Origin of the sequence: Streptomyces sp. NPDC059900, assembly GCF_050270335.1 — a bacterium.
Classification (GTDB): Bacteria; Actinomycetota; Actinomycetes; order Streptomycetales; family Streptomycetaceae; genus Streptomyces.
Genome location: NZ_JBNNJZ010000215.1, coordinates 1 through 13,081, shown reverse-complemented (window position 1 = coordinate 13,081; position 13,081 = coordinate 1). Strand labels below are relative to the sequence as shown.

General features: G+C 71.1%; 11 protein-coding genes and 2 pseudogenes. 8 read left to right on the top strand and 5 right to left on the bottom strand.

What is annotated here, in order from left to right:
• From ACQKIP_RS25095 to ACQKIP_RS25075, 5 genes and pseudogenes are all read left to right on the top strand, one after another.
• Positions 1 to 223 (top strand): annotated as a pseudogene (locus ACQKIP_RS25095) (oxidoreductase); the annotation flags it as partial.
• Between the two features lie 211 nt (positions 224 to 434).
• On the top strand, positions 435 to 1,415 hold the full coding sequence (locus ACQKIP_RS25090) for an AraC family transcriptional regulator (protein WP_365866828.1): 981 nt from the start codon (positions 435 to 437) through the stop codon (positions 1,413 to 1,415).
• A 181-nt stretch (positions 1,416 to 1,596) separates the two neighbouring features.
• Positions 1,597 to 2,364: an SDR family NAD(P)-dependent oxidoreductase gene (locus ACQKIP_RS25085; protein ID WP_365866826.1), complete on the top strand. Its 768-nt coding sequence runs from the start codon at positions 1,597 to 1,599 to the stop codon at positions 2,362 to 2,364.
• 221 nt (positions 2,365 to 2,585) lie between these two features.
• Positions 2,586 to 2,825 carry a hypothetical protein gene (locus ACQKIP_RS25080; RefSeq protein WP_365866824.1) on the top strand — a complete coding sequence of 80 codons (240 nt, stop codon included), beginning with the start codon at positions 2,586 to 2,588 and terminating at the stop codon, positions 2,823 to 2,825.
• A gap of 100 nt (positions 2,826 to 2,925) precedes the next feature.
• Positions 2,926 to 3,462: a hypothetical protein gene (locus ACQKIP_RS25075; protein ID WP_365866822.1), complete on the top strand. Its 537-nt coding sequence runs from the start codon at positions 2,926 to 2,928 to the stop codon at positions 3,460 to 3,462.
• Positions 3,463 to 3,509: 47 nt separating this feature from the next.
• Here ACQKIP_RS25075 and ACQKIP_RS25070 read toward each other — a convergent pair whose 3' ends face one another.
• Complete coding sequence (locus tag ACQKIP_RS25070; RefSeq protein WP_365866820.1) at positions 3,510 to 3,893, bottom strand: VOC family protein; 384 nt, start codon at positions 3,891 to 3,893, stop codon at positions 3,510 to 3,512.
• Positions 3,894 to 3,944: 51 nt separating this feature from the next.
• Positions 3,945 to 4,340 (bottom strand): MerR family DNA-binding transcriptional regulator, encoded by a 396-nt coding sequence (locus ACQKIP_RS25065; RefSeq protein WP_365866818.1) that lies wholly within the window; start codon positions 4,338 to 4,340, stop codon positions 3,945 to 3,947.
• Between the two features lie 213 nt (positions 4,341 to 4,553).
• Here ACQKIP_RS25065 and ACQKIP_RS25060 point away from each other — a divergent pair, with 213 nt between their 5' ends.
• Positions 4,554 to 6,152, top strand: coding sequence for an APC family permease (locus tag ACQKIP_RS25060; RefSeq protein WP_427744126.1), 1,599 nt, complete (start codon positions 4,554 to 4,556; stop codon positions 6,150 to 6,152).
• 26 nt (positions 6,153 to 6,178) lie between these two features.
• Here the strand turns inward: ACQKIP_RS25060 and ACQKIP_RS25055 are convergent, their stop codons facing one another.
• Together ACQKIP_RS25055 and ACQKIP_RS25050 are read right to left on the bottom strand one after the other, a co-directional pair.
• On the bottom strand, positions 6,179 to 10,345 hold the full coding sequence (locus ACQKIP_RS25055; RefSeq protein ID WP_427744124.1) for a hypothetical protein: 4,167 nt from the start codon (positions 10,343 to 10,345) through the stop codon (positions 6,179 to 6,181).
• 67 nt (positions 10,346 to 10,412) lie between these two features.
• Complete coding sequence (locus ACQKIP_RS25050) at positions 10,413 to 10,667, bottom strand: hypothetical protein (RefSeq protein ID WP_365866812.1); 255 nt, start codon at positions 10,665 to 10,667, stop codon at positions 10,413 to 10,415.
• Between the two features lie 77 nt (positions 10,668 to 10,744).
• On the opposite strand from ACQKIP_RS25050, the pseudogene ACQKIP_RS25045 reads away from it, so the two are divergent.
• Together ACQKIP_RS25045 and ACQKIP_RS25040 are read left to right on the top strand one after the other, a co-directional pair.
• A pseudogene (locus ACQKIP_RS25045) lies at positions 10,745 to 11,470 on the top strand (sensor histidine kinase); the annotation flags it as partial.
• A gap of 381 nt (positions 11,471 to 11,851) precedes the next feature.
• Entirely contained in the window at positions 11,852 to 12,412 is a 561-nt protein-coding gene (locus tag ACQKIP_RS25040) for a hypothetical protein (RefSeq protein WP_365866810.1), read from the top strand.
• A 51-nt stretch (positions 12,413 to 12,463) separates the two neighbouring features.
• Here ACQKIP_RS25040 and ACQKIP_RS25035 read toward each other — a convergent pair.
• Positions 12,464 to 13,081: ARPP-2 domain-containing protein (locus ACQKIP_RS25035; RefSeq protein WP_427744121.1), on the bottom strand; the 618-nt coding region annotated here is incomplete at its 5' end.

Sequence of the window (13,081 nt, the reverse complement as noted above, 5' to 3'; positions counted from 1 at the left end):
CTTCTGGCCGTCCGCGCCCGCCGTCCCGGACGGGCTGACCGCGGACGAGCAGAAGAGCGCCTACCTCGGCCATCCGGTCCCGCCCGTCTCCCCTGACGCCGCCCGCAAGATGATCGACAGCGCGGTGCGCACGTCGCCCGTCGGGGGCACGCTCGCAGCCATGCCTCCGGCCCACGTCGCCATCTTCATGGACCTGGCGAGCGGAAACACCGTGCAGAAGTAGCGTTTGCGGATCGCAGCCGTCCGGGGAGTCGTTGTCGGCTCCTCGGACGGCGGCTGATCGCTGGACTGCCGTCAGTTGCTCCGCCGCTCGCTCTCGCGCTCGCCGAGCCGCTTGATGACTTCGCGGTTGAAGACCTCAGGAGCGCTGCGGGCAGCCTCTGTGCGTTGCTCATGGCGCAACCTCAGAAACACGGGCGAGTAAGGTGAATAACGTGAAGTCCAATAAAGTTTACCCATCGTCCACACGGGATGCAGGTGTCGGCTCCGGCGATCCGATCGTCGACGTACTGAAACTGCTGCGCACGCAGAAGGTCGTTCCGGCACCGGTACACGCCGCCTCACCGTGGGCCGTGCGCTTCGATCCCTACTCGTACGTAAAACTCGGCGTCGTGCTCAAGGGCGAGTGCTGGATCGACCTGGACGGGTGCGAACCGGTGCTCCTGCGCAAGGGGGACTTCTTCCTGCTGAACAACCCGCCCGCCTACACCCTGGCCAGCGCGCTCGGTGTGGCACCGTACGACGCCGCCGACCTCCAGGGGGGCGAGGACGGTGCGGAGGTGCGCATCGGGGCGGAGGCCGACGAGGACACCTACGTGTGCTGCATCGACTTCGTGTTCGAGCAGACCAACACCTCGGTGCTGTTCGACGTGCTGCCGCCCCTCGTGCTGGTCCGGGCCGGCGACCCGCGCGGAGCGCTCCTCACCAATCTCTCCGCGCTCACGGTCGCCGAGATGGAGTCGGCCGGCGTCGGGCGATCCCTCGTACTGGAGCACCTTGCACAACTGATCCTCGTGCACATGCTGCGGGTGCACGCCGACCAGACCGAACGACCCGGCGGCTGGCTGGGGGCGCTGGTGGAAGACGGCGTCGGGGCGGCTCTGCGGGCGATGCACGCCGACGTAAGCCGGCGCTGGACGCTCGACGAACTCGCCGCGATCAGCCACATGTCACGGTCGGCGTTCGCCGCCTCGTTCAAGACCAAGGTCGGCACAGCCCCGCTGACCTACCTGATCGAATGGCGAATGAGCCTGGCCCGGGACGCGCTGCGCAGCGACACCCGCTCCATCACCGAGCTGGCCGCCGCGACCGGCTACGAGTCCGAGAGCGCCTTCAGCACGGCCTTCCGGCGCGTGGTCGGCCTATCACCCCGGCACTTCCGGGAAGAGTCGCTCCAGCAGACATCGACGGGTTGAGACGAGGCCCCGACCGGACCCGGCCGGATGGCCGCGACCACAGCACCAGCATGGACGATCCATAAAGATCCGTGGACCTTACGTTATGGAACGTACGCAGGTGGTCTTGCACAGTGAGGAAAGGGCGACGCACACAAGCGCCCCGCAACCGCGACTTCCTCATCTGCCAAGGAGTTTTCCCATGTCACGCCCGCTCGCTGGAAAGACCGCCCTCGTCACCGGGGGATCACGAGGCATCGGACGCGCGATAGCCGAACGTCTCGCGAAGGACGGCGCGACCGTCGCGCTCACCTACAACGCGAGCAAGCAGGGCGCCGACGAGACGGTCGCCGCTATCGAGCAAACCGGCGGCAGCGCGTTCGCGCTCCGCGCGGACCTCACCGACGCGCAGTCCATCCCGGACCTGTTCGCGCAACTCGACGCCGAATTCACTCGGCGCCATGGAACAGACACCCTCGACCTGCTGGTCAACAACGCAGGCAACTCGGGTTGGGGCGGCCTCGCGGACGCGACGCCGGACAGCTGGGACACCATGTTCGCCGTGCACGCCCGCGCCCCCTTCTTTGTCGTGCAATCAGCACTGAGCCGCCTGTCCGACGGCGGACGGATCGTGAACGTCTCCTCCGCCGCAGGCACGCGGCCGATGCAGGCGGTCCCCATCTACTCCATGGCCAAGGCCAGCATCAACAACCTAACCCATGCGCTCGCCATGGAGCTGGGGCCACGCAACATCACGGTCAATGCCGTGGCGCCCGGTTGGGTACGGACGGACATGAACGCCGCCGTCCGCGAGAACGCCGACATGACCGCGGCCATCGAAGCGGACACCGCACTGGGACGCTTCGGCGAAACCTCCGACATCACCGCGGTGGTGGCCTTCCTGGCCTCCGAAGAGGGGCGCTGGGTGACAGCCCAGGTGATCGAGGCCAGCGGCGGCTACCAACTCTGACCCTGCCCGCCGGCAGCCGCCGGATCAGCGCAAACCACAGCGGTTCCGCGCACGATCGTGCGCGGAACCACCGCACCATCGGCCGGTTGGGCATCGGCGGGGCGGCCCGCTTCGCCGCGCGGAGAGGGACCTGCGGGTTCCTCTGATCCGTCGCGGTGAACATTGATCGTTTTCATCAGCAGCTGCGTACGGCGCCCGCTTGTCCGTGCGTTCATGCAGACATGAGAAAACTTCTGCTCGGGGTACTCCCGGCTCTCGTCCTGTCTCTCGCAGCTCCTGCGGCCCACGCCGACAACGACTCCAACTTCGGGGGCGGCGTGAACGCGGCGAACAACTGGAACTTCACGGCCGCCGCCGTCTGCCTGCAGGAAGTCGCCGTCGTACCGGTCCTCGGCGACTACGTTTCCGACCATCTGAACAACTGCTCGAACGGCAACGTCATCGACCACTCCGGGAAATGACAGACTGCCTCGCCCACCCGACCGGCGTCTGACGGTTCCGGGAACGCTGACGCAAAACGGAGTGGGCCCCGCACCCCATCGCGTGCGGGACCCACCTCACTTGGACGTCGTTTCCCTTGCCGGCCCGCGGTTCGAGCCGTGCATGGATACTGCTGTGGTGCTGTTGACGTGGATCGCTGAGGTGGCGGACGAACCCCTGGTACTGGAGCCGGCTGACCGGCAGGTGGAAGTCGAGACCAACACCTGGTCAATGGGTGCGACTGACGAGGACAAGAGGTCGTTGTCCGTCGCCCAGGTGGTGGCGGCCTTCGAGCGGACAGTTGCTGCCATCCGGACACGCATCCGCGAACTGGGGTTCTCCGGGGTGGCGACCTTTTACGTCTGGCACGACGAACAGGCAGGGCAGCTTCGGTGCTCGACCGGTTCTGTGCTCCCGATTGCGTTGCCGTTCGGCGGTGCCTATGCCGCTTCCGGCGACCTCGGTCCGATCGTCGAGGCGTTTTTGGCCGACGGCGAGCCGGGCTCCATCGCCTGGCCGGACTTGGACGACGCGCAGAGTCTCCCGGAGCAGACCCAGACCGAGCCGGAGGTCATTGCCTTCGGTGTCTGGGTCAGCAATGTCGGCACCTCAGGCTGACTTCTCCTGCGCGGTCATGCGAAGCCTGCCGGGACGGCGCGCGGCTGTCAGGAACGTGTCGCGGCTCGGTCCGACTCGCTGCGCAGAACGCAGAATTCGTTGCCTTCGGGGTCAGCAAGGACCGCCCAGCCAGAGCCGTCGGGATGCCGGTGATCGGTGACAAGGGTGGCGCCGAGACCGAGCAGCCGTTCCACCTCCTGCTCACGCGATGTCTCGGGTCGCAAGCACAGATGGATCCGATTCTTGATCTTCTTGGGCTCGGGCACCTGGTTGAAATACAGCACTGGGCCCTCCGCCAGCAGCACCTCGGTCTCCCGGTCACCCGGCTTGTCCTCCGGATGCTGCGGACGCCCCGTCACGCTGCTCCAGAACCGGGCCAGCTCGTAGGCATCCGCACAGTCGATCGCCACGTTCTGCAATACCGAGACCATGCGCGCGACCCTTCCTTACTTCCCCTCCGGACGCCACCGAATTGGGCTCAACTACGAAGCGGAAGTGAGGGGCGCATCCGTCGGCGCGTGGCTGTCCATCATCCCGCCACGGCCGTCCGCGGCGGTGATGAGCTGCCCGAGTCGGTGGAGTGTGTGAGTCATGTCCTCGACCCTGGCTGAGAGGCGGTCGCGTTCAGTGCGCAGCAAGCGCCGTTGTGCGGCGGTGGTACGGCCGTTGTTGACGCAGGGCAGCATTGCCGCGATGGCCCGGCTGCTGAGGCCGCCCGCGTAGAACTGCTGGAACAGGCATACCACCTCGACGGTGCCTTCGGCGTAGCGGCGCTGCCCGGACGGCGTGCGCCCGGGGCTGAGCAAGCCTTGTTCCTCGTAGTAGCGCAAGGCACGCACGCTCACACCGGCCCGCTGCGCCAACTCTCCGATTTTCATGCCCCATCCCCCTGCCGGCACTCTGTCCGCACAGGAAGCCGCCAAGCCGTAGGCCCCAACCGTCCGGGACGTGCGCCGGCCCCGTCGGCCACCGTCCCGGGCGGCACGCGGCCTGTCCCGGCGGCGCGGGATGGGCCGCGCTTCGACGTACACGCCGTGGCGCGTGGCACGCTGACCCCCGTGGTTCTGTGATCGTCGAGGAGGTTTTGTCACGTGGCGCAGCAACAGCCGGTGGAGACTGCCGGTGCCCCGGACGTGCGCGCCGAGGAGAAACGGCTGCGCAAGGACCTCGGGTTCTGGGCGCTGACCGCGATCGGCTTCTCCAACATCCTCGGCTCGGGCTGGCTGTTCGCCGCCATGTATGCCGCCCAGACCGCCGGACCCGCCGCGCTGCTGTCCTGGGTCGCGGCCGGCCTGCTCTGCGCGCTGGTGGCCCTGGTCATGGTCGAACTCGGCGCCACCAGGCCCGAAGGCGGCGGCACGGTCCGCTGGCCGCTGTACGCGAACGGCCGCCTGGTGGGCACCCTCGTCGGCTGGTCCGTGATGCTCTCGGTGGGCGGCACCGCGGCCGAGATCAGCGCGATCATGCAGTACGCCGCCCACTACGTGCCCGGGCTCTACCGCGGCGACAGCCTCACCGCGTCGGGCCTGGGCGTCGCCACCGCGCTGAGCGTGCTGCTCACCGCGCTGAACTGGTTCGCGGTGCGGTTGTTCGCCCGGATGAACAACCTGGTGTCGGTGTTCAAGGTCGTCGTCCCGCTGCTGACGGTGGTCGCCCTGTTCCTGTCCGGCACCCACTCGGGCCGCCTCACGGACCACGGAGGGTTCGCCCCCTACGGTTACGCGGCCTGCCTCACCGCCCTGGCCGGCGGCGGCATCGTGTACTCCGTGAACGGGTTCCAGGCTCCTTTGGACTTCTCCGGAGAAGCCCGCAATCCGCGCCGCAACGTCCCCGCCGCCGTCCTGACCGGGATCGGCCTGGCGGTGCTTGTCTACCTCGGCCTCCAACTCGCCTTCCTCTACACGGTGCCTGACTCTCTGCTGGCGCACGGCTGGCAGGGGGTCAACTTCGAATCGCCGTTCGGTCAGCTCGCCCTCGTCCTGAACCTGCACTGGCTGGCCACCCTGCTCTATGCCGACGCGGTGGTCTCGCCGGGCGGCTCCGCCTATGTGGGCGTTGCGATCGACGCCCGCCACACCTACGCCCTGTCCAAGAACGGGCTGCTGCCCCGCTTTTTCATGCGGATCGATCCGCGCTCCGGCATCGCGCGCCGGGCCCTGGTCCTCAACCTCGCGGTCATCATCGTCTTCATGCTGCCGTTCGGCGGCTGGCAGGACATCGTGAGCGTGATGGGCGACATGTATTTTATCATTTATGCCGCCTCGGCGGTGGCCGTGGCGTCCTTCCGCGCTCACGACCGGGAGCGCGGCGTGCCCCTGGCGGAGGGGCACATGCCGGGGGTGCGCTGGATCGCCCCGGTCAGCTTCGCCGTGGCGACCGAGTTCATCTACTGGTCGGGCTGGGACGACCTGCGGCTCGCCCTGCCGCTCGTCCTGATCGGTGTGCCGCTGTTCTTGCTGCAACGGCGCAGGACGGCCGGCAGTCCCCCGGCCGAGGAACTGCGTCAGGGCGCCTGGCTGGTGTTCCACCTGGCGGCGCTTGCCCTGTTGTCGTGGCTCGGCACGTTCGGCGGCTCCGGGCAGCTGCCCGCACCGTACGACTCGATCGTGGTGGGCGTCGTCGCCTTTGCCGTCTTCGGGTGGGCGGTGCGTTCGGGCGCCGCCCACCTGCGCACGAACCCCGCTCACTGAACGGGGCCGCGCGTTCCAACGAGGTGTCAGCTGTGACGCGGCTCGGGCGGTGCCTGCTGCGCCCAGGCCCGGGCGAACTGTTCGTGGACGGGGATCGGGACGGCGAGCGCTGCGGCATCGTCCGCCGGGATTGGCTTCGCGGGGCGGGGTGCCTTGGCGGAGGTGAGCTCCTTGCGCACGGCGCGGTGGTGTTCCAGGGTCCAGGTGTTCCAGCGGCGGAGGGTGCGGTCCGACGGGCGGCCGAGGGCGTGCAGTTGGAGGTGCAGGGCCGCCGCGTCACGCCCCACGCCCAGCGCCGCCCCGGCCTCGTCCACCAGGTCCGGGACGCTGAAGAGCGGGTTGGTCTCGTACTGGCCCGGCGGGACCGGGGTGAGGGCGGAGCGCTCCGCCAGCCGGCGCAGGGCGGCGCGGAGATCGGCCGGGGCGTCCGTGAGCCGGCCGACGAGGGCGCGGGCGCCTGCCGCCGCCGGGTCGCCGACCGGGCGTTCTGTGAGCGCCCAGACGGCGGCGGTTGAGGCGGCCCGCACCCCGTCGACATCCGCAGGCTCCGGTGCGCGGCCGGTGAGCAGGGCCGTGGCCCAGGTCTCGGGGAGGCCGCGGTCTGCGGCGAGGGCGGCGGCGTGGCTGCCGTCGTCGGTGTAGGGGCCGGCCCCAAGGAGGTTGGCCCAGGCGGCGGCCATCCGGTCCGCGGCAGCGGTCATACCGCCCGGTGCCCACAGTGCGGCCGGGTCGCCGGGCAGGGCGGCCGCGAGCACGGTGCGCCGGCCCGCCGGGCCAAGCCGCGCCAGCAACTCCTGGTAGGCCCAGACGGTGTTCTGGTCCGCCTTGTAGGGCTTGGTGCGCAGCAGCTTGCGGTGCTCGTCGTAGTCGTCTCGGCCGGGGAAGCCGTCCAGGACCAGGGCGGCGATCGGGCGCGGCACGCCGGTGCGCCAGCGGAAGAGGTCCACTGCCTCCTCGGGCACCGGCAGCGGGCCGTGTTCGGCGAGCAGGGCCAGCAGGCGGGGCAGCCGGGTGGTGTCGTCACCGGTGATGGTGCGGGTTTCGCACTCCTCGGCGTCGGCGGGTGCCGGATCGCCGGCGCGGTGGAGGAAGGGGGCGAGGCCGCTGCGGACCGGGCCGGAGACGATCAGGGCGCCGCCCGCGCGCAGTTCGGCGATCCGCTGCTGGGGGGCGCGGCCGGTGCGCCAGGCGCTGCCGTCCTCGGCGAACGGCTGACGGCTCCACACTCCGAGAAGCGCGGTGAGGGCCTGCCGCTCGGCGTCGGGGGTGGCGGCGGTGGCCGCGCGCCAGGCAACTGCGTCGATCCGGCCGGTCAGCACCGCCCACTCGGGCGGGAGGGCCGGCAGCGCGAGCACCCGCACTTCGTCCTCGATCTCGCCGCGCAGGTAGCGCCCGTCGGCGGCGACCGCGGTGAGGAGCGCGGGGTGCGGCTGCGGCGCACGCGCCTCGTAGGGCCGCGGTTCGGTCAGCAGGCCGCGCAGGGCAGGAGTCAGGCGGGTATCGGGTACCGGATCGGGCAGCTCGACGACCGGCCCGGATCGCATGATGGCGACCCGGCGGGACAGTTCCCGGCGTCGGCCAAGTACGTCGGCGGCGAGCCGGGCGGCACGCTCCACGCCGGCCCGGATTTGCGGATCGGTCACGCCGGGCAGGGGCGCGTCGCCGCTCCCGGTCCCGTCGTTACCGCTGCCGCTGCCGGGGCGCAGGAGCCGGCGCAGGTCCGTGTCGGCAACGGCCCGCAGGGCTTTGGAGGATGCCTCGTCGCGGGGGGTCAGGAAGTGCCAGTAGGCGGGCGGCGGCACCGGGCCGGCCTGTTCGCCGAGGGTGGCGCGGACCGGGGAGCGGTCACGGCTGCCGGGAAACCCCCGCACCTGCCAGAGCAAGGAGTTGTCCTCGGCGGCGTGGCTGCGGATGGTGGTCTCGCCGGCCATGACGGCGTCCTCCCCGCCCAGCGGCAGGGCCAGGATGCCCCAGGGGCGGCGGCCCCAGCGGCTGCTCTCGTAGGAGGCGGTGCGGCCGTCGATGGATTCCAGCACGAATGCGCGGGGCGAGGGCCCGGCATACGGCGTGCGGTAGTGGACCCGGCAGCCGGTGAGCAGCCCGTCCTGGCCCAGCGCGGAGGCCGGGGCGCCCGGCGGCAGCGCGGAAAGGATCAGGTGGTCGCCGAAGGGCTCAAGTCCGGGCGGGGTGGGGGCGGGGCGGTGGAAGGCGGGCAGCGTGCGGTCGTCGGTGGGGGTGCCGGTGTCCGGGTCGAGGCGGACCCAGCCGTTCCTGCGATCGCCGAACACCTCGGAGCTCCACAGGGTGTGGCCGTCGTTCATCTGGTAGTCGCGGTGGCCGATGCCCTCGCGGCCGCCGGCGCGCAGGACGCGTTCGCCGTCGAAGCGTCCGCCGCCGTCCGGGGTTTCGAAGTGATAGCCCAGGCCGCCCTGGATGCTGCCGCCGTAGGGGGCCAGACCATACGTCTGCTCCGGTTCGAAAATCTCGGCGGGCCGGCCGGACCAGTAGGCGCTGTGGGGCGGCCGGTCCTCCCCGGCCTCGGCCCAGGCGACGAGGAACTGCCCGCCTGCCCAGTGCACGGTGTGGGAACGGGATGCGTCGGGCAGCTCCAGTCTGTGATCGCCGCGCCGGCCCGTGTGGTCGATGGCGATGGCGTGCGTTTGCCCGTACACGGTGAGCACCGGCCAGGTGCAGGTGACGTGCACGCTCTCGTCCGCACGGAATTCGGCAAGGGCCTGCTCCAGCGCGGGCCAGCCCAGTTCCTCGGGCAGTCCGGCGCGCAGGGTGCGGGCCAGCGGGCCGGTGAGGTCCAGGGCATCGAGGGCTTCCTCGATGCCGTCCAGGGCGATGGCGGTGGGCCGGTCGAGGAGGTCGTGCAGTTCGTCGACGGCTTCGTCGGCGGCGGCCAGGCCGCCGCCGCGCAGGGCAGCAAGCAGCTTCTCGATGCGGGTGTGCACCTCGGTGGCGACGCCCGGGGTGTGCGGGAGCCGGCTGATGGCGGTGCCGGTGCGGGGCCCGACGGCACCACCGCGGTTGGAGTGGAGCCCGGCGTGCACGGTGCCCTCCAGGCGGGGCCCGAACACCGGGTCGGCGGCGAGCGCCTTGAGGTCCCGCTGCGAGCGCTCGTCCCAGAACTGCAGGGGGATCGTGGCGCCGGGGTCTTCGACGGGGATGGACTCGGCGAGACAGAGGTCGAGCAGGTCCGCGTCCAGGTGCTGCCACCGGTAGCGGTCCTCGTGCAGCCGCACCGGGCTGCCGGCCGCCCGCAACCGCGGCGCGAACCGCCCTACCAGGTCCAGGAGTTCGGGCGGCATCGGCTGGACCGTCACCCCGCCGCCGACGACCGTGCGGTGCGAGTAGCCGGCCGCGTAGCGGCGCAGCCAGTCACCGAGGCCGCCCTCGGGCGCGATCCGGCCGCCCGCCGCGGCGTCGGCGGCGCCGCAGCTGATGAGCAGCCGCAGCCAGGCAGCCGCGTCGTTCTTCGACTCGGGGAACAGGTCGAGCAGCCCCGCGGCCTGATCGTCCGTCGGCGGGTGCGCGGTGAGCGGCCCGGCGGCGGCATCCAGCAGCCGGTCGGGCACGGCCTTGCCCCGGGCTGCGGCCAGCAGCCCGCCCAGCACCCGGGCTTCCTCCTCGGTACCCAGGCCGGCGGCGCGGGCCGAGTCGCGCACCCGGCGGGCCAGGTCGGCGGGCAGCTCACCGGGCGACGCCGCCCAGATGGTCAGCAGGCGGGCGAACTCGCCGTGCGCGTCGCCCGGTTCCAGGACCGAGGCCAGCCAGGTGCGGTGACCACTGAGTTCGGTGGCCGGCAGGGCGCCGAACCGGGCGAACAGCAGCACATTCGCCCGCCGCCAGTCAGGATCGACGGGCAACTGGTGGTCACGCTCGGCGGCACGCGCCTGACCGTAAGCGCGGGCAGCCGAGCGGCGGTGCGTCTCCAACAGCCAGTGGCCCATGGTGTCCCAGAACCACGGCAGATGAGCCGCCGCCAGACCGCGGGCCAGCCGCTCCATGTCGTCCACGAACCGGCCGGGCTTCTCCCAGGCCCGCCCCCGCAGCCGATCGGCCTGGTCCAGCACGGCGCGCGCGGCGGGCTCGGCGCCCGGATCACGGGTGCGCGCCCAGTCGGCGTAGGTCTCCGAGATGCGGTGGTTGGCCGGGAGCGGGACGGGAGCATCGGTGCGGCTGGTCATAGCGCTGATCGTGCCAGCAGCCACTGACAACGCTGCCGCGGCCCCGGCGTCGAAGCCCGGCCGCCCTTTACAGTTCCCGCAGCACACCCGAAGGCAATTCCGCATCCTTCGCCTGGTCCCCCGGCAGGAGTTGATCGGCGTAATCCGCCTCGGTCCACACCAGCTTCTTGAACGCTTCGGGTGTGAGCACTCCCTGCCACGGGGTGCCGCCGGGGCAGAACACCGAGGTGCAGCCGTAGCAGTAGTGCGCGGGCTGCCACAGTTGTTTCGCGCGGGCCGCGCCTGCCTCGGCGGCGGCCTTCTCGCGCCCGTCGCCGCGCACCACCACGAAGGTGCCGAACAGGCAAATCAGCGCGAGGACTGCACCGCCGGCCGTGTACAGCGGCTTGTCCTCCTGGACACACGATGCTGGAACACATCGACGACTCGCTCGCCCTGCGCGCGGAGGCCGAGCAGCGCCTGCGCCGCTTCGTCGCCGACGCCTCGCACGAGCTGCGCCAACCTTTGATGTCCGTACGGGGTTATGCGGACCTCTTCCAGTACGCCGCCGCCAATGTCCCCGAGGAGCGGGACAAGCACCTGACGCGGTTGCGCGCCGAGGCCGCCCGGATGGGCGTGCTCCTGGATGACCTGTTGCTGCTCGCGCGCCTGGACGCGGCGGAGGTGGACGCGCCGCTGAGAGTGCGGGACGCCGATCTCGTGGAGCTGGTCGAGGACGCGGCCTTTGCCTTCCGGGCCGCCCACCCGGATCACCCGCTCACCGTCACCTCGCCGTCGGTGCCGCTGGCACTGCGCATGGACCCGCAGCGCATCCGGCAGGTCCTGGACAACCTGCTCACCAACGCGGCCGTGCACACCCCGGCCGGCACCCCGGTGTCGGTACAGGTCGCCCGCGAGCAGGACACGGCGGTCGTGCGGATCGAGGATGCCGGACCCGGTATTCCGCCCGCCGACCGGGAGAAGGTCTTCGACCGCTTCTACCGGGTCGACAAGGCCCGCACCCGTGACCGCGGCGGCAGCGGCCTCGGCCTGTCCGTCGCCCGCTCCTTGATCCGCGCACATGGCGGCACGGTCACCCTCGACCACCGGCCGGGTCCGACCGTATTCCTGGTGGCCCTGCCGCTGCGCGGGCAGGCGCACACCGCCGGGAACGGCGAACCGCGCTCACCTCGCCGACGCGGACGAGTTCGAACTGTCCCTGCTCGTCAGGGCGCTCGCCGGCCCGTTCAGCTGCGATGAACCCCACAACTTCGCGGTCGCCGTCGCCGCGTCCTACTGGCTGCTCGACCTGAAACCGAGTGACAGTCTCGACGGGTTCCCGCTCGATGATCCCCAGGCCGTCACCCTCTGGAAGGGCCTGAAGAAACTGCCGCGAGCCGAGGCCGAAGCCCGGGTGACCGCCGTCCACCGGGGCGCCCAGAAGTGCCAGGACACCACCGGCCCCCTGACCCGAGGCACTCGAGGCACCCGATGAGAGGACTGACGCTCTACCTTCACTCGCGCCGGGTGCCGGCTGCCTGCGGCGCCGGGGTTGCGGGCGCGGCCATCGCGTGGCTGGTGGCGACGGCCTTCGGCGGCACCGGCGAAGTCAGCCGCACGGTACTCGTCCTGACGGTGCTCCTCCTCGTGTCCGTCATCACTCCCACGCTCGGCGGCCCCGACGACGCCCTGGACCGCACGGCGGCACGCCCCTGGACCTGGCTGCGCACGTCCCATCTGGCCGCGGCCGTGGGCTTGCCCCTCGTTCTCCTGCTGGCCACGCTGCTCACCGGCACACGGTTCGGACCGTTCGGATGTGTCGTGCGCGACGTGTCCGGTCTGCTGGGCCTGACGGCCCTGGGGGCGGCCACGCTCGGCACCGCTCGATCGTGGTTCCTGCCGCTGGGTTGGACGCTGGCAGCGGTCTTGGTCCCAGGCACGGGCCGCGTGGGGGAAGCGCTGACCTGGCAGACCCAGGCATCCGACAGCCGGCCCGCCACCGCTGTCGCGGCCGTGCTCGCCGTCGCCGGACTTGCCCTCTACGTGAGCCGGGGCCCGCGCCCGCGAACATCGTCGGAGAACGTGTAGGCGGGCGCATCGCGCCGGGACCGCCGGGTTCCGCCGGGCGGTGTGCCGTGCTCATCCGGCCCGGGTTCGTCCCTGCTTGCGGTATCCGTTCAGCACGTCCTGACGGAGCAGGTAGCCGAAGCCGGCGGCTTCCAGGCGCAGTCCCAGCTGAGCCTCAGTGGTGCGGAGATCGGCTGCGGTGTCCGCCAGGTGCCAGTCGTTGGCGGCAAGTCGGTTGAGCAGGTGACCGCGACGGACCTGGGTCTCCGACAGACGGAACGTCTTGAGGTAGGCGATCCTGCCCTTGTCGTCGGTGATGGCCTCGCCGATGTGGTTCTCCTGCTTGGGACGGAACGGCGGCAGGAAGCGGGCGAGCGTGAAGCGGCCCATCCGGTAGACCGACTGCCAGGTGTAGGCGTGCTCCAGCAAGCCGGCCGCCATGGTGGTGTCGTGGAAGTGGGTCCAGGCGTGTTCCTGTTCGGCAACTGCCGTACGCAGGTGGGCCAGGGAGCGGATGTGCGTGTCGGGGATACGGGCTCGGAAGTCCGGCACCGGCGGCATCAGCGTGGCGTAGTGGTGGATCAGTTCGCCGTACAGGTCCTGCAAGAGCGTCGGGTGGAGGGCGCGGTAGTCGTCGGGATGCGGGACCGCGAAGGCCGCGGCAAGGGCGTCGGCGACGTAGACCAGCAC

What these genes read in the sequence shown, in the direction of transcription:
- ACQKIP_RS25085 (WP_365866826.1), top strand. Translation starts at nt 1,597, where the DNA reads ATGTCACGCCCGCTCGCTGGAAAGACCGCCCTCGTCACCGGGGGATCA.
- ACQKIP_RS25080 (WP_365866824.1), top strand. Translation starts at nt 2,586, where the DNA reads ATGAGAAAACTTCTGCTCGGGGTACTCCCGGCTCTCGTCCTGTCTCTC.
- ACQKIP_RS25070 (WP_365866820.1), bottom strand. Translation starts at nt 3,893, where the DNA reads ATGGTCTCGGTATTGCAGAACGTGGCGATCGACTGTGCGGATGCCTAC.
- ACQKIP_RS25065 (WP_365866818.1), bottom strand. Translation starts at nt 4,340, where the DNA reads ATGAAAATCGGAGAGTTGGCGCAGCGGGCCGGTGTGAGCGTGCGTGCC.
- ACQKIP_RS25055 (WP_427744124.1), bottom strand. Translation starts at nt 10,345, where the DNA reads ATGACCAGCCGCACCGATGCTCCCGTCCCGCTCCCGGCCAACCACCGC.